Annotated in this window: 15 protein-coding genes and 1 pseudogene; 1 reads left to right on the forward strand and 15 read right to left on the reverse strand. The window is 69.5% G+C overall.

Annotated features, from left to right (window positions below):
- Positions 1-25 precede the first annotated feature (25 nt).
- From F7R91_RS35595 to F7R91_RS35640, 10 genes are all read right to left on the reverse strand, one after another.
- Positions 26-1,459, reverse strand: coding sequence for a DUF6177 family protein (locus F7R91_RS35595; protein ID WP_150956824.1), 1,434 nt, complete (start codon positions 1,457-1,459; stop codon positions 26-28).
- Positions 1,456-5,433, reverse strand: coding sequence for a type VII secretion protein EccCa (eccCa, locus tag F7R91_RS35600; RefSeq protein WP_150956827.1), 3,978 nt, complete (start codon positions 5,431-5,433; stop codon positions 1,456-1,458). Before eccCa ends, F7R91_RS35595 begins: the two co-directional genes overlap by 4 nt.
- Positions 5,430-6,545, reverse strand: a complete 1,116-nt coding sequence (locus tag F7R91_RS35605; RefSeq protein WP_150956830.1) for a hypothetical protein — start codon at positions 6,543-6,545, stop codon at positions 5,430-5,432. The genes eccCa and F7R91_RS35605 overlap by 4 nt, the downstream gene beginning before the upstream one ends.
- Before the next feature lie 21 nt (positions 6,546-6,566).
- Positions 6,567-7,940, reverse strand: a complete 1,374-nt coding sequence (gene eccD / locus F7R91_RS35610) for a type VII secretion integral membrane protein EccD (RefSeq protein ID WP_150956833.1) — start codon at positions 7,938-7,940, stop codon at positions 6,567-6,569.
- A gap of 31 nt (positions 7,941-7,971) precedes the next feature.
- A complete protein-coding gene (locus F7R91_RS35615; RefSeq protein ID WP_150956835.1) occupies positions 7,972-8,256 on the reverse strand; it encodes a hypothetical protein in 285 nt (94 codons plus the stop codon).
- 141 nt (positions 8,257-8,397) lie between these two features.
- Positions 8,398-9,042: a hypothetical protein gene (locus tag F7R91_RS35620; protein ID WP_191971787.1), complete on the reverse strand. Its 645-nt coding sequence runs from the start codon at positions 9,040-9,042 to the stop codon at positions 8,398-8,400.
- A 9-nt stretch (positions 9,043-9,051) separates the two neighbouring features.
- Positions 9,052-11,397, reverse strand: coding sequence for a hypothetical protein (locus F7R91_RS43290; RefSeq protein ID WP_225320984.1), 2,346 nt, complete (start codon positions 11,395-11,397; stop codon positions 9,052-9,054).
- Complete coding sequence (locus tag F7R91_RS35630; RefSeq protein ID WP_225320985.1) at positions 11,394-11,786, reverse strand: DUF6507 family protein; 393 nt, start codon at positions 11,784-11,786, stop codon at positions 11,394-11,396. The genes F7R91_RS43290 and F7R91_RS35630 overlap by 4 nt, the downstream gene beginning before the upstream one ends.
- Before the next feature lie 59 nt (positions 11,787-11,845).
- Positions 11,846-12,157: a pore-forming ESAT-6 family protein gene (locus F7R91_RS35635; RefSeq protein ID WP_150956841.1), complete on the reverse strand. Its 312-nt coding sequence runs from the start codon at positions 12,155-12,157 to the stop codon at positions 11,846-11,848.
- A 29-nt stretch (positions 12,158-12,186) separates the two neighbouring features.
- A complete protein-coding gene (locus tag F7R91_RS35640; protein WP_150956844.1) occupies positions 12,187-12,519 on the reverse strand; it encodes a hypothetical protein in 333 nt (110 codons plus the stop codon).
- Positions 12,520-12,930: 411 nt separating this feature from the next.
- Here F7R91_RS35640 and F7R91_RS44540 point away from each other — a divergent pair, with 411 nt between their 5' ends.
- The gene (locus tag F7R91_RS44540) at positions 12,931-13,278 is read left to right on the forward strand and encodes a DUF7691 family protein (protein WP_456243075.1); all 348 of its coding nucleotides are present in this window, start codon (positions 12,931-12,933) and stop codon (positions 13,276-13,278) included.
- On the opposite strand, the gene F7R91_RS35650 is transcribed toward F7R91_RS44540, so the two are convergent.
- The 5 genes and pseudogenes from F7R91_RS35650 to F7R91_RS43300 form a co-directional block, all read right to left on the reverse strand.
- Positions 13,214-13,501: a hypothetical protein gene (locus tag F7R91_RS35650; protein WP_150956847.1), complete on the reverse strand. Its 288-nt coding sequence runs from the start codon at positions 13,499-13,501 to the stop codon at positions 13,214-13,216. The genes F7R91_RS44540 and F7R91_RS35650 overlap by 65 nt on opposite strands.
- A gap of 178 nt (positions 13,502-13,679) precedes the next feature.
- Complete coding sequence (locus F7R91_RS35655) at positions 13,680-14,027, reverse strand: hypothetical protein (RefSeq protein WP_150956851.1); 348 nt, start codon at positions 14,025-14,027, stop codon at positions 13,680-13,682.
- Between the two features lie 32 nt (positions 14,028-14,059).
- Positions 14,060-14,266 (reverse strand): DUF397 domain-containing protein, encoded by a 207-nt coding sequence (locus tag F7R91_RS35660; RefSeq protein WP_150956854.1) that lies wholly within the window; start codon positions 14,264-14,266, stop codon positions 14,060-14,062.
- Positions 14,263-14,835, reverse strand: a pseudogene (locus F7R91_RS43295) (Scr1 family TA system antitoxin-like transcriptional regulator). The gene F7R91_RS35660 and the pseudogene F7R91_RS43295 overlap by 4 nt, the downstream one beginning before the upstream one ends.
- Before the next feature lie 70 nt (positions 14,836-14,905).
- Positions 14,906-15,290, reverse strand: a 385-nt coding sequence (locus F7R91_RS43300; protein WP_408056091.1) for a toxin-antitoxin system YwqK family antitoxin, incomplete at its 5' end; no start/stop codon positions are given.

The following is a 15,290-nucleotide window of genomic DNA, read 5'->3' on the forward strand; positions in this document are numbered from 1 at the left end:
GGACAAGCCTGCGCGGACCAGAAGGTCATGGACCGGCCGGGGGACCGGACGCCGTCGGTTTCGTGACGCCCTCCTCGGGGCGAAGGTGACGGACGAGGTCCCGGAACCGGTCCCACGCCTCGGGCCGGCTGCCGTCGCCCAGGTCGTAGTGCAGGGCGCGGCCGAGCCGGGCGGGCGCGGGGTGGAACGGTGGGTGTTCGGCACGGCTGCGGCCAACGGCCTCGCTCTCGTCTTCGCCGAGCGTGAAAGCCACCGGCACGGGCGGGGCTTCGAGGTGTGGGGGAACCGTCAGATCGCGGCGGGCCGCGCGCAGTGAGGTGAGCATGGTGACGAGACCGTGCTCGACGGCGAGTGCCCGGGCGAGGCCTTCGATCGCGCCCAGGGGCGGTTCCTCGTCCGGGCCGTATCCGAACGCCACGGTGATGTCCTCCTCGACGCCGGCCGGTGTGCGCAGGACGCGGACGGTGGCGAGGGCCGGGCGGCCGGGGTGTCCGACGGCGATCAGCCAGGTGGGCCGGGGCGCACGGGCGCGGGCCAGATCCGTCAGCTCGCGGGTGGACCAAGGGAGGTTGACCGGCTCGGCGGTGCTCCAGCCCGCGGGCGGGGCACCGGTCAGGTGCCGGAAGACGGCTTCCAGGGCACGCCCGAGGACGAGGTCCTCGTCGGCGTCGTGGCGGGTGCGCAGGGCCAGGACGAGCTGACGTTCGCCCGTGTCGCCGTCGCGCGCGAACGCCTGGGTGAGCGACGCGGTGCCGCTCTCGTCGCGAACCGGGGTGAAGGTTCCGTTCTTCCAGTGGAGGACGGCGCCCGACAGTCCGTCGTAGTAGCCCTGTCGGGGGTCCTGGACGACCCAGCGGTTGGGCAGTCCGTGCAGGGCCGTGCGGGTGGGCAGCGTGAGACGTGCGGTGGGTGGGGTGACGATCTGCAGGGCGCGGTCGGCGGCGGTCGCGGTGCGCAGGGCGTCGGCGAGCCAGCTGGTCATGGCGACCAGGGGGCGGTCCTGGATGACCACGGCCGCCCTGTTGGTGAGGACGTCGATCGCGGGGGTGGCGGGTGCCGGGACGGGAACGGCGGAGACGTCCGTGGTGAGCGGAACCACCTCGGTGGTGGCGGCCTCCGGCGGCCAGACCGTACCGCCGAGCACAGTGGCCAGACGTCCGGCGAAGGAGCCCGCGAGCCGCCCGGCCTCGGCGACGGCCGTGGAGGCACGGGCCTCGGTCCACCACACCGACCCCTCCTCGACCGCGTGCTCCAGCAGCCGGGCCGTCTCGCCGGGAACCTGGACCAGGATGGGCGCCTCCACCGAGACGAGGGGCCGCCCGTCGGGAGCACAGAGCTGTACGACCGCACCGTCGGCGAGGGTGCCCACGCCGAGGTCCGGTCCACCGGCGTAGAGGCCCGCGAGCAGGGTGCGTATGTCCGGCATCGTGGGGGTGAGGGCGATGACGTCCTTGGTCACTCCTGATCGTCCTCTCCGGCGGCGAGGGCGGTCTGCACCAGCTGGTGCGGACGCCCCCGGCGGACGAGCGTCCCGCGTCCCGGCGGCTGCTGGGAGGCGTACAGGCCGGGGAAGAGCTGGCCTTCGGTGCGGTCGCCGGTCATGACGAGCGCGGCGGTGCCGGCCTCGCGCAGAGCGGTCAGCACCGGCTCGTACAGCGCACGGGAGGCGCCGGCGGCGCGGCGGGCGACGACGAAGTGCAGGCCGATGTCCTGGGCGGAGGAGATGTACGGCAGGAACGGGGCCAGCGGCTGCTGTCCTGCCGTGGTGAGGATGTCGTAGTCGTCGACCAGGATGACGATCCGCGGCCCGGTGAAGGCGGGTTCGGTGGCGACGGTGTCCGGGTCGGCCGTCTCGGGCAGCCGCTTCTCCAGCTCGGCGGCGATGCCGGTGGACAGGGCGGCGGCGAGCCTGGCGTTGTGGGCGTATCCGCCGCGATGGGGTTCGGGGACCGCACCGCGCAGGCCACGGCGCGGATCGTAGACGCCGAAGACGAGTTCCTCGTCCTCGTACCGCTCGACGAGCTGAGTGACGATCAGCGTCAGCAGGTTGGTCTTGCCGCATGCGTTGTCGCCGAGGATCAGCAGGTGCTGGTCGGTGCCGAAGAGGTCGAGCAGGACCGGCGCGAGAGCGTCCTGGTCGAGTCCGAGAGGAATCTTCGCCGGTTCGGCCGCCGGTGAGGGGAGCTTGGCGGCGGGCAGCCGGGTGGGCAGCACCCGTACGGGCGGGGCGAGTTCGCCGTGCCAGGAGGCGCGGATGGTGCGGACGGTGCGTTCGAGGGCCGGGCCGAGGTCCTGGATGGCGGGCCTGTTGTCGATACGGGGCAGCGCGACCTGGGCGAACAGCTTGCCGTCGGTGAGCACCCGGCCGGGCACGCCGGGGGCGAGGGTCTCGGAGAGCTTGCGGTCGACGGAGGAGTCGGCCGGGTCGTTGAGGCGCAGCTCGACACGGGTGCCGAACATCGACTGCGTGGCGATCCGGACGTCGTTCCAGCGCAGCATGCCGGCGACGACATGGACGCCGTAGCCGCCGCCGCGCTTGAGCAGGTCGGCCACCGCGTCGTCGAGGTCGGCGAACTCGTCGCGCAAGGCGCCGAATCCATCGATGAGCAGCAGGACGTCGGTGGCGCCCAGCTCGGGCAGCCGGCCCTGGGCGCGCAGCCGGCGCAGCTGGTCGACGGAGTCGATGCCGTGCTCGCGGAACAGTTCCTCGCGCAGTGCCAGCATGGCGCGCACCTCGGCGACCGTGCGGGCGGCCCGCTCGCGGTCGGCACGTCCCGCGATGCCGCCGACGTGCGGGAGCCCGGACAGGACCGACAGGCCGCCGCCGACCAGGTCGAGGCCGTAGACGGCGACGTCGTACGGCGTGTGGGTGAGGGCCAGGGAGAGGGCGAGGGTGCGCAGGAGCGTGGTCTTGCCGGACTGCGGGCCGCCGATGACCGCCGCGTGCCCGCCGGCGACGGTGAGGTCCAGCAGCCACGGTCGCTGCCACTGGCGGGCCGGGTCGTCGATGATGCCGAGCGGGATGTGCATCGGGCCGTCCGCGTGGGCGAGCCGCAGACCGTCCGTGTCGGCCCTCAGGGGCCCGGCGGCCGCGTCCAGGGTGGTGGCGTCGGGCAGCGGGGCCAGCCAGATACGGCGTACCGGCGGTGCCGCCGCGGCGAGTTGGCCGACCATGACGGACAGTACGGTCGGCCCGGTCTCCCGCCTGGTGGCGACGGGCTCCTCCACCACCTCGCTCTCCTGAGGGGTGCTGTACGCCGGATAGGGGCGGGCGAGCGGCTCCTCGTCGCGTTCCTTGCGCAGGGCGGGCCCGTGGTGGGCGCCGGAGACGTAACCGGCCTTGAACCGCTCGTAGGTGGAGGTGTCGACCTTCAGATAGCCGAAGCCCGGCACCGGCGGCAGATGGAAGGCGTCGGTGGTGTCCAGGACGGTACGGGATTCGTCGGCGGAGAAGGTGCGCAGCCCGAGCCGGTACGACAGGTAGGTGTCCAGGCCCTTCAGCCTGCCGCCCTCGATGCGCTGGCTGGACAGCAGCAGATGGACGCCGATGGAGCGGCCGATGCGGCCGATGGACAGGAACAGGTCGATGAAGTCCGGCTTGGCGGTGATGAGTTCGCCGAACTCGTCGATGACCACGAAGAGGTGCGGCAGCGGCTCCAGATCGGGGCGCTCGGTGGACCGCAGGACGGCGTAGTGCCCGATGTCGGCGACGTTCCCGGCATCCTTGAGTACCTGCTGGCGGCGCTTGACCTCGCCGGCCAGGCTGGAGTGGACGCGCTCGACGAGGCCGGCCTGGTTCTCCAGGTTGGTGATCACGCCGGCGACGTGCGGGAGTCCGGCGAACGGGGCGAACGTGGCGCCGCCCTTGTAGTCGACCAGGACCAGGGCCAGGTCCTCGGGAGAGTGGGTGGCAGCGAGCGCGAGCACGAGGGTGCGCAGCAGCTCGCTCTTGCCGGAGCCGGTGGCGCCCACGCACAGCCCGTGCGGACCCATTCCGAGCTGCGCGGACTCCTTCAGGTCCAGCAGCACCGGCTCGTGCCGGTCCGTCAGGCCGATGGGTACGCGCAGGAAGTCCCGTTCGCCACGCGGCGCCCACAACGTGTGGAGATCGAGGTCGGCCGGGTCGTCGATGCCGAGCAGGGCGGGGAAGTCGACCGGGCCGTACACCGGTGTGCCCTCGGCCACCGACTCCGCGGACAGCCGCAGCGGCGCCAGCATCCGGGCGATCCCCTCGGCACCGGGACGTGTCACCGCGTCGGACGTGCCGCGCGCGGCCGGGACGTCGCGGGTGCGCAGGTCCTGTACGACGATCCGGTCGCCGTCGACAGTGATCCGCACGCTCACCTGGTCGGGCTCGTGCACCTGCCGCTCCAGCAGATGCACCACGGTGACGCCCATCTCCGGCAGTCCGATCGCCGAGTCCGGGCGCGGAAGTTCGGCCGCGGTGCCGCCGTACGTGTCGCTGACCACGAGCAGCCGGCCGGTCAGCCGCAGTGCGTCCCTGCCCGACAGGCCGCGCCGCACCTCGGCGGCGTACGAGGCACGCCGCCGCAGGTCGGGTGCGCACAGGCGGGCCAGCCGGGCGAGGTCGGGTGCGATACGGCGGGCGGCGACCGGACCGTCGTAGGCCTCGGTGTCGAGGACGTGGGGCAGCCACTTGGCCCACGACCACTCGGCATCGTCGGACGCGCCGACGGCGACGGCGACATCGTCCGGTGCATGCGTCACCGCCGCCTGGAGCAGGAGGCTCCGGGTCACTCGGAGGACCCCCTCCCGATCGCCGACGATGCTCACGTTCCCGGCCCGGTCCAGGGGGACGACCAGCGGGAATTCCGTTGCCGTGCCGAACCGGCTCTGCAGCGCGCGGGCCTCGTTGAGCATGAACGGGTCCGGCGGGGTGAGGACACCGCCGGCACTGTTCTGGCCGACGGTCAGCTCCGGCGCCGGTACGTCCCCGGTGCCCGCCCGTACCTGAAGGAAGTCGGCGTCCTGACGGCGGCGCTCCCACAGTCGCGCCGGGTCCCGGACAAGGTCGTACAGCGCCTCCGGCGGAGGATTCAGCTCACGGGCCGCCTGCCGCCGCTCCCGCTCGTCCGTGCCCAGTTCCTCGCGCAGTCCCTCCAGATACTCCAGATACCGCTCACGCTGCACCCGCCGGGTGCGCTGCGCCTTGCCGCGCTGCGACAGGAACAGCGCCACCGCCCCGAGCAGCGCGACGACCAGCACGAGCGCACCGAGTGCGGCGAACTGGCTGTTGCGGATGACCGTCATCATCACGACGGAGCTGATGACACCGGCCATCGGCAGCAGCGCCGTGGCCGCGTTGCCGACCTTGCCCTCCGGGAGGTTCGGCGGCGCCTCGACGGCGCGGGGCTCGGCGGGAGTGACCGGGCGGGTGGAGCGCGCGGGCCGGTGGACGATCTGCTGGGTCACCGGACGCGCACCGCCCGCTGCATCACCTCGGCTGCCAGGCGGACGGCGGCGTCCCGGGTGCTCCGGCCCAGCATGGCGGTGTGGATGGGGCCTCCCTGAGCGAGATGACGGTCGTAGGGCAGGGGGATCACGGGCACGCCGGGCTCGCGCAGATGCGCGACGGCCGTCTTCGGGTCGAGGGTGGTGTCGGGCGTGCCGGCGCTGAGCGCCACCACGGTGGTGGCGAGCGCGGAGTGCGGCAACTGGGCCAGCCAGTCCAGGACTTGGCGGGTGCCGTTCACGCCCTCGGCGGTCATCGGTGCGACGACGACCCGCGCGTGAGCGGTGTCCATCGCGGTGCGCGCGACCTCTCCGGGCAGCGTCTCGCAGTCCACCACGGTCACGGCGAAGTAGCGCCGAAGCGCCAGGGTCACCGTCCGGTAGGCGCGGACGTCCAGCGGGGCACCGACCCGCCCCTGGCTCGCGGGCAGCAACCAGCCGCCGTCGGCCACCGGCACCAGATACCCGGTCACGTCGGTGAGTTGCATGGAAGGGGTCAGGATGCGGGCCAGGTCTCCGCAGGACCAGCGCACCGTGTCGGCACCCATGCGCACCGGAAGGGTGCCGAGCGCCGCGTCGGCCTCCAGGGTGAGCACCGGATCGTGGCGGTAGTGGTTGAAGGTACGGCCCAGCAGCGCGGACACCGTGGACTTGCCGACCCCGCCGCGGATCGAGGTCACCGCGATGACCCGGCCGGTCGTGACCGGCTGCTGCAACTCCTGGGCGAACCGCGTCTGTTCGGCGACCTCCTGCCCGGCCGAGGCGGTGAGCCGGCGCAGCGAGGCGCCGGCACGCCGCGCGGCCGAGTCCCCCTGCTGGGGGCTCCCGAGGGCGTGGGCGAGACGGGGGTCGATGGTGGGTACGGACTCCGGGGTGGGGGCCGGGGCGGGGTCGGGTGTCCGGGGGTTCCGCGGCTGGGGGCGGGTGGAAGGCGGAGTCGTCGGCGGTTCCGGAAGTGAGGCGTCCGTCCGCTGAACATCGGCCCGGGGGGACGGGACGCCCGGCGCACCGTCCGATCCGACGTCCGTCAGCTCCCGCAGCAGATGGTGCTGCCAGTCCCCTCCCCCAGTCATGCCGTTCCCCACGCCCTCCGTCTACGCGAAGGTGCCGAGCAGCCGCCCGTACACCCCGAACACGCCGATGACCAGCGGAAACAAGGAGATCACGGCTACCGACTCCAGGACGTCACCCATGCGCCGCACCCTCACCCGCACATGCTCGGCGGGCTCCACGGTCAGTACGACGAGGGGCACCACGGCGAGCAGAGCAAGCACGGCGACGGGACCGGCCGCACCGGTGCGTTCCGTGTGCTCCAGCCACACCACGACGAGCCGCACGGCGAGGATCCCGGCGGCGAGGAGCAGCCCGACGACCTCGGCGGTGAGCGGAAAGGCGCGGGCCCGCAGCCCGAGCGCCGCCATGACGACGAGGGCGAGCAGCACCGTCCAGACCGACACCGAACGCAGCACGAGCACTCCGGCGGCTGCCGCCGAGCCGGCCAGAACGACGGTCGCGAGAGCCAGCCCACGGTGGGTGGCGGCCAGCGCGGTGGCCACCTGGTAGCGGCTCACCGACACCCCTCCGGTACGGCGGTCGTCCAGTGCCGTCAGCCCCGACGCCATCAGCGCCAGCCGCGGCAGCACACCGAGGACGACGACGGAGGCGACGGCAAGCAGCGCACCCGCCCTGGCCTGCCCGGACCCGCTCCCTGCCCCGCTCTGGAGCCCGATGGCCGCCTCCCACAGCACGAGGCACCCACCGACCGCGCCGGCACCGATCAGCGCCCCGCGCCCCAGCGGCGTGAACCACCCGGCGAGCAGCAGGGCTGCCGCCCCGGACACGGCGAGGCCCGCAAGCCGCAGCGGACCGGCCCAGCCGTAGGCGTCGGCACAGGTCCAGGCGCCGAGGGCAGCGAGGGCACCGGCGGTCACGATCAGGGTGGTGGCGAGTCCCCGCCGCCGGGCACGCCCGCACAGCACGCCGGCGGCGGCGCACACGCCCGCGACGGCGAACAGCCCGGTGCCGACAGCCGACGGCTCGAACTGCTCCCTGGCCAGCACTCCGGCAGTCACGGCCCATACCAGCGTCGCAAGCCCCGCGACAACCCTGCGCACGCCGGGCCGCCACCGCCATGCCCGTACATCGAGATCGTCGGCCACCTCGTCGCTCACGTCGTGCACGACCGGCGCGGAGGGGGCGTCCTCGACGCGCACCAGCCTCAGCACGGCCCCGTCGGGCACACCCGCCGACTCCAACGAACTGTCGTGCGCCAGCGCCGAGCCGTCCGCGGTGACCAGATGCCGCGCCTGCGGCCGCGCGCCCACGCGGTCGTCCAGCACCCGCATGACCTCCGGCAGCAGAACCCCGATGGGCTCCCGGGCCGGCAGCACAAGGTCGACCCGACGCCGCTCCCCGACGAGCGTGACCCGGCTGAGGGCCGTACGACTGCCAGCCGCGGAACGGCTCAAGTGGCCCGTGGGAATCACGTGTTCGAACCTATCACCGAGTGGAGGAGGGGGCGGCGGGGGACGAGGAGGGCTGAGCGGAAGGCTGGGCAGGCGTCGCGTACGGGCTCTTGCCGATGACGCGGTGCGAGACGAAGGACCAGCCGACGCATCCGGCGCACAGGACGGCGGCGATCACAAGACCGGCGAAAGCCTTTCCGATCCGCTCATCGAGCGACCGACGCTGCCGGTGAGCACCGAAGAGAACGGCGTCCCGAAGGCGACGTCGACGGACGGAGACGGACTCGAGGAGCTGACTGTCGTAATCCTGCGCTGCCACGGTTGCCTATCCTCCACCCTTCTTTTCCCTGTTGTCATGACTTGTGTCCGTGGGGCTGGCTTCCCAGCGCAGGTCCCTGGTGGGGGCCGCTGCTGCGATCACTCCACCGGTACTGTTCGCCGGGATTACTCGGGTCTCCATTCAGAGCTTGTCCGTGACGTCCGGGCCGGAGCCGTCATCGAGTGTGTCGGGGGTTCCGATGCCGAGCTCCGTAGCGAAACCGAAGTATGTGACCTCACCAGGCTCACCCTTTACACCCAGCATGGAATTGATGTCCTGCAAGGCCGCCGCAAGACGTGGAGCATTGTGTTGGTGCACATCGGGGTGGGGGCGACCTGAGAAGTCGAACCAGCCCCAGATGTCGTGGTGGACAGAAACCTCGGCCGAAAGGCCAACTGGGGCGGGGGAGACGGATAGATCGACCAGCCGAGGCTCGCGATGAGGTTTTCCTTCGGCGTCGTTCCAGACCCCTACCCCGACCACGTGAACGTCATCAACTTCGGCATTTGGGAAGCCTGAAGGTCGACTGTTGAGAACTCGTTCCGGGAGCCGCGGGTCCCCGAGTGGAACCGTCAATGCCAAGTTGGTGGTGATGCCGATTCCACCAGAGTCGAGTACATACCAGTCGTATTCGAGCCTGTGCGGTGTTAGGAGCTCATGCCTCCCGAGGACGTCTGCCATCCTCGAGGCTACTACCAATGCAGATTCCAGACCGGGAGCGGCCACTTCATCGAGATCCCAGAACCATGAACCGCACTCACGCGGAGCGCGCATCAGAGTGGACATGGAGAATCCTTAAGGGTAAACAGGGCCGTTGGGCGGGACCGTGACAGATCCGTCGTTGAAGCGCAGGTGGAACGTGGCCCCTGCTCTCCTGGCCTGGAACTCGGCTTCCTTGAACATCTTAGCGTTGAGGTCTCTGACCGATTGATGCACATCCAGGATGGCGATCTTCGCGTCGGCCGTACCGCCTTTGAGCTGGGTTGCAGCCTTCTTGGCCGCGCTCTTGATCCCCTCGATGTTATCCACGTCCTTGAGCTGGTAGCCGTAATGGGGTGTGCCGTCGGCGTGGAGCGTAGTGACATCCAGATCGAGCCCAGTGGCGTCGTCCTTGAGTTCGAACGCAAGGTGGGAGAAACCACGGCTCTGCAGTTCTGTTGCATGACTCAGAGCCATGTATGCGGCAGGAACCATGCTCTTGTTGGCCTTGCTGGCGCCCTGCTTGCACATTTTGAGAATCTCGTCGTAGTTCTTCACGTCGCTGAGGTGTCCACGAGAGATCAGCTCCGCGACCTCGGCCCCGTATGGATCCTTGCTCAGGGTGCGGATCACGCGAGCCTGGTCCTCCGAGGTTATCTTTGCTCGGTTGAGCTCCTCGATGAGTCCTGCTTCCTGCTCGGGACGCATTGACGCAGAGAGCGACTCTGCAGTCTCTGTTGTCCTGCTGTACCGCTCCGGAGCGATCTCGTCGAGAGGGTTTTGCGACGCACCGCCCGCCCCAGTGGGTCCGGCGGGCGCCGGGGTCTGATTCCCTCTGCCCGTCGGCCCGTCCTGGATGGCAGGTGCTCCGCGACTCGCGGATGGACCGCGCCCTGAATCATGGCCGCCAGGACGGATATGGACGTGGTCGCTGCTGGCCGTCCCGGCACCTGACGTTTGGGGCTCAGAGCCGACGGTGCGTGAGGCTCCGGCTGCTTCGCCTGCCCCCGGAGTCACCTCCCTGCCGCTGTGACTGGCGGCTGTCTCGCGTGTCGCTTGAGGCGGAAGATTGTCTCCAGCATGTGCGGTGGCCTCCGAGGTACGTGGCGTCGCGCCGACCTCGGCGACCTCCCGCTCCCTCGCCGGTGCAACCCGCTCAGTGAGCGATCGTTCCCGCTTCGGGGCCTCGCCGACGACGTCGCCGTGTTTGTCGTAAGCGATGAACTTCCCGTCTCCGACGACGAGTTTGGAACCGTCGGAGAGTTCAAGGACGCTGTGCGGTGCACGCAGGTCGGGGATGTCTGTCACGCCGCGCAGGCTCTCCGTGACCTGGGCGATCCTGGGTATGGCGCGGCCCGTCACTTTGACCGTGGCGCCAATCGGGTCGATGACCTCGCCGACCTTTGCGACCGTGGCGGCAGCTTTGGCCGCCGTCCCCGCTTTCCCTACCGAGGCAGCCTTGAGCGGGCCGACGCCCAGGGTGAGCCCGTTGAAGACGACGGTGGCCGCGGCGCGGGACGGGTTCTCCTTCCACATGTCCCAGGCGACGAAGCCCTTGGCGAACTCCTTGGCGTACACCTTGCTGTCCTGGGCGAAGTCGGACGCGAAAACACCGTTCGGCTTCTGACCGCCGGACTCCATGAGGTAGGTCTCGGCGCCGACCACGGCCCGGACCAGGCCTTCCCAGGACTGCTTGGCCTTGTCCGAGCCGTGGGCGCCGACAAGGCTCGCGAGGCCGTCGACGGTGCCCCAGACGTTGTCGACGATGAACCCGTCCCAGACGAAGCTCTTGGCGTAGTAGCCGAGGTCGTCCGGGTCCCACCAGTCGTGCGACTGGGTGACCGGTGTGCCCCAGGGGAGTTCCTTGGCCTGGTCCAGCACCTCGGCGCTGTAGCCGTACAGTTCCGCATCGAGCGGCTTGAACTGCTTGGCACCGGTGTTCATGACGTACTGGGTGCCGCCGACCAGTGCTGTGATCTTGTTGCTGCAGGCGATCTCGGCGGCTGCGAACGCCTCCTGTGCGACGGCCACGTCATGCATCAAGGTCCGGTGCTCCTGGACCTTGTCAGCGTCGTCGGCCCAGTTCTCGTCGAACGCTCCGCTACTGGTCTTCAGCCCCGCCACAAACGTGGTCGCCCGGCTCTGCAGGTCCTCCAACCGCTTGGCGATCGGGGCGACTTCGGCCGCGTACGTACGCAACGCGTCGGCCACCGTGGCGACCTTGTCCCCAAAACGGTCGGCGGCATCGCGCGCCGGCGCGGTGGAGGCGAAGAGGTCCTCCGCCTCCGGGGCCTCGTAGAACGCCGACAGCCCCTGGAACTGCCGATGGGCCTCCCCGCCGGCCTGACGGATGCCGTCCGCTTCCAGCCCCAGGGCATCGATGTGGTGCTCCAGCTGACCGAGATCACCGGTGAACAACGGGATGGACTCTGGCTGGATCACAGGCGGCCTGCCTTCCAGCCGTCCGGCATATCGGGCCGGACCAGTCCCGCCGCCCGCCTCTGCAATTCGGCCGCCATCTCCAGGTCGCCCTCCTGGTACGCGACAGTCGCCTCCACCGCGCCATTGACCGACCTGCTCACGCGCACACCGATGAACTGCAGCTCGTCCGCAGTGCCCTCCATGAACTCCGCGAGGGCTGCGGCCACCAACCCCGCCTGTCCCTTGTGCCCCCCGCTCGCCCCTCCCGGAGCAAGCGTCCCGGCCGAGGTGGCCGCGCCCTCCACATCACCCGAGTACGCCTGGACGATGTCGTCCAGAACGCCCATGACATCCCCCACATGAGATATCACCGTGCCGACTCCGGACGGACTGATGTCCCACCTAGTCATGCCGAACCCCCGTTGAACTGCGTGCACTTACCCCTGTCGATGCACGTCCGGCCCTGGCGTCAGCCGATGTTGTCGACGGCCGCCCGAGCCTTGGCGAGCGTCGACTGCGCGGTCCCGTCGTTCTGCTCCATCGTCGTGCGGACCAGCCGGATGATCTCGCGGACCTCACCGGCAGCACGGTGCCAGCGCATCTCCTTGCCGTGGTACTCGTCGGCGACGCCGTCTGCGGTGAAGTCAGCCATCGCGGCCTTCACCGCACGGTCGCGGTCCGCCAGCACACGCTCCAACTGGCCGATGACTCCCTGCAGACTCGTCTGCACCTCGCCCGACGCGCCGGTGTCGTACGAGCGGCGGTCCTGGTTCTGCCCCATGATCAAGCTCCCCCTGTGTCCTGCCGGTGTCAGCGAGCGCCGAAGCGGGCCGCGTCGAAGTTGGCGGCGCCCATGTTCTGGTGCGCGTTGTCCTCCAGCTCCATGTCACCGGAACCGAACGCGGTGTCCATCCCGGACTGACCACCCAGGATCGCGCCGAGCGAGCCGTTCAGATCGTTCGTGATCTCGTCGGCATGCAGCTTGAACGAGTCGAACGCGGCCTTGCCCGCCCCGTTGAACTTCCCCTCCAACGGCTCCGCCGCCTGGATCAGCCACGTGATCAGCGTGCCCAGGTCCTCACTGGAACCGACCGTGCTCTTCCCGAGCTCCGACAGGGTCGTCGACCCCATGTCGAACTTCATCAATGCACCCCCCGTGCGTCACAGACGTCCCATGACATCGAACATACTCTCGCACAACAGATTGCAAACGCAACGCAGTTGGGCGGGAGTGGCGTGATCAGGTCCACAACTGGCCGACTGGCGTCACCGCCTGATTGGGTCCCCGGATGGGGACGCACGATCCATGCCTTTCACAGGCACTCGCCCAGAGGCGAGCAGAACTTCCGTGGCAGACAGGGAAGCAGAGGCAACAGAGATCAACAGCCGGGCAGCGAGCAACAGCCGCGAAGGATCTGTGCGAGAGCCCCTGGGAAGCCTGCCGGTTGAGGTCAGTCCTGGGCGTGCCGGCTGATCTGCTGCCCCACGGCTACCTCTACGACGGGCCGCCCCCGAGTTCCCCCCATCCCGCACTCGATCGACGGCTACCCGGCCATCGGCCACGTTCCACTGGCCAAGGCCAAGCCCGCCGCCGACGCCTACCGGGCTGCCCTGGACGGGATGGACGAGAACTGGCGGTACGCCGTTCAAGAACTCATCGAGAAGCTGGAGTTCGAGCACGAGCGGCGGGAGTACCCACGAAGAACCGTGACTGGTACACCCAGGACATGGTCTTCTTCTCGCTCACCTGACAACGGACGACGCGAGGTGGGCCCCCGGGCTCAGTGGAAGCCGGTGCCCTGGGCGAGCGCGACGACCGCGCTGGTGTCGAAGATGATCAAGCGGCATGGCCTCGCAGGCCGTGCATCTTCTCGGCAGCCATGGCGTACACGTTGGCCATGACATTCGGCCCTTGATCGAACTCCTCATCGGTCAGCGTGCAGCCCATGCGCTCACGCAGCATCTTGCGGGTCGCCGCGACCCGCTCGGCGATCTGCTCCGCCGTGAGCTGCTCCGAAGCCAGCTGCTCGATGAGCTGCCCCAGGGTCATCCCCCGCTCCTTCGCCACCTGGGGGAGGTGGTCGCGGGCCTCGCGGGAGACCTGGATGGTCGTGTGCTCCGCCATGGCCCCACCGTAGGCTCGCCACGGCTTTCCGTGTCCTGGAACGGCCCGTCGCCGTGACCAGTTCGGCGTGCACGGCTTCGACCATGTTCCGCACGGGCTCGGCAGCGCGTCGCGGGCGCCGCCTGGGCCTTGAGCGACCAGTCCATCTGCCACGGCGGAGCCATGAATCCGTGGTCGGTCACTGGCCGGGTTCCAGCCGCCGTGCGTGGTGACGGATGTTAGACGCTTCTTCGAGAAACCCTTTGGCCTCGTCACTGTCTGTGCACTCGTAGGCGGCCCTGTATTCGAGATCCCTCACGTGCGCGTCCAGGCGGGGGTCTCGGGCATGGGCGTACTCCCCCCACCAGCGAGCCATGAATGCGGGCACGGTGCTGATGTCGTACGCGTCGGCGACAGCCCACTTCCAGTGCTCGTCGAAGTCGGGAAGGAGCTGGGACGCATGCCGGGCGATGGCCTCGCGCAGCGCTTTTGGTGTCCGCTCGGGCATGGGCGGCACAACCGGCTGGGGTTCCGCGTGGCCGGTCATGATCGATGTGCTCCTTCAATACTGTGGATGGATCACCGCAGTTCGCTCTTGACCTGGGTCAGGAACGACGCCCACGATGTCGCGGCGAACACGAGCAGCGAGCCGTCCGGGGCCTTGCTGTCCCGGACGGGGACTATCCCTGGGTAGCCGTCAGCGACCTCAACGCAGTCGTTGGCTCCCCCTTCGCTGTAGCTCGACTTGCGCCACGCGGTCGTGCTGAGGTCGGGGGTGCGCGTCATGATCTGTGCTCCTTCAGTGCGTCCCTGATGAACGCGAGCGAGTCCGGCGGGGACAGCGCCAGGTCGCGGAGCCGATCGTAGGACAGTCGCTGGCGCAGAACCTCGTCCGGATCCTCGATCAGCCGACTGCACCGTTGCCTTCCTTGTAGGCAACAGCACTTCCGTCCCTCTGCCAGAGCCAGAGTCAGCGACCCGGTCATATGGTGATGTGCCCCAGCCGAGAACGGCAGTACCTGAAGTGCCACGTCGCGGCAGCCTCAATCATGAAGCAGTTGGTCGTGCCAGGTCTTGGCCCGGGCGGCGGGGCGCCGAAGCGCGAACTTGTCCATGATGATGCGGACGTCGGGCGCGGGCTTGTGCCGCATGAGGTACTCCCCCCCGAGACGTGGTGCCACCTGTTTCTCAACGTCCTCGTCGCCGTCAGCCGTTGTCTGGGCTCCAGACAACACCTCCCGTGCGAAGTCAACGCAGTTGAGCCCATCCCGAGTTACTGTCCGTTGATCTCGTGCCGCGCGCCTGCCTGGTCGCCGACCGCGAGCCGAACTAAACGTCGCCAGCCAGTTCGCCATCGGGCTCCTCGTTCGCCATCCCCGCGTCGAGCAACGCGCGCCCGACCTGCATGACCGTCACCCAGCCCTCTCAGGCCTCGAACAGCTCGGCCGTCATATCACTGAGTCGCCAGCTCCTTGTCGGCCAGCCTTCCGCATCCCACTCGAATTCCTCACGGAGTGTGAGACCGTCATCGTCGAATACCTTCAGTGATGCCAACGTCCCGTTCGTGTGCCACTCCTTGAACTCTCCGCGGGGCAGACCGTTTGCCATCGTTCCCTCTGAACGCAGAGTTCCGTCCTTGTACCACTCCTGCGAAGGCCCTCTCTGGATTCCTTCGACATAGAGGCTGAGATGTGAATCCGGGGTCCCGCGGGCATCTTTGAGTGCGGCCTCGCGGCGAGGCCGCACTCCTGCCGAGCCCGGTTCAGGCGGGTCCGGTTCCTGCGGGTCCGATGGTGACGTCGAAACCGAG

The organism is Streptomyces luteolifulvus, assembly GCF_008806595.1.
Classification (GTDB): domain Bacteria; phylum Actinomycetota; class Actinomycetes; order Streptomycetales; family Streptomycetaceae; genus Streptomyces; species Streptomyces luteolifulvus.

Coding starts and splice junctions, on each gene's coding strand:
- F7R91_RS35605 (WP_150956830.1), bottom strand. CDS start 6,545: ATGACTGGGGGAGGGGACTGGCAGCACCATCTGCTGCGGGAGCTGACG.
- F7R91_RS35620 (WP_191971787.1), bottom strand. CDS start 9,042: ATGTCCACTCTGATGCGCGCTCCGCGTGAGTGCGGTTCATGGTTCTGG.
- F7R91_RS35630 (WP_225320985.1), bottom strand. CDS start 11,786: ATGACTAGGTGGGACATCAGTCCGTCCGGAGTCGGCACGGTGATATCT.
- F7R91_RS35635 (WP_150956841.1), bottom strand. CDS start 12,157: ATGGGGCAGAACCAGGACCGCCGCTCGTACGACACCGGCGCGTCGGGC.
- F7R91_RS35640 (WP_150956844.1), bottom strand. CDS start 12,519: ATGAAGTTCGACATGGGGTCGACGACCCTGTCGGAGCTCGGGAAGAGC.
- F7R91_RS35650 (WP_150956847.1), bottom strand. CDS start 13,501: ATGGCGGAGCACACGACCATCCAGGTCTCCCGCGAGGCCCGCGACCAC.
- F7R91_RS35655 (WP_150956851.1), bottom strand. CDS start 14,027: ATGACCGGCCACGCGGAACCCCAGCCGGTTGTGCCGCCCATGCCCGAG.
- F7R91_RS35660 (WP_150956854.1), bottom strand. CDS start 14,266: ATGACGCGCACCCCCGACCTCAGCACGACCGCGTGGCGCAAGTCGAGC.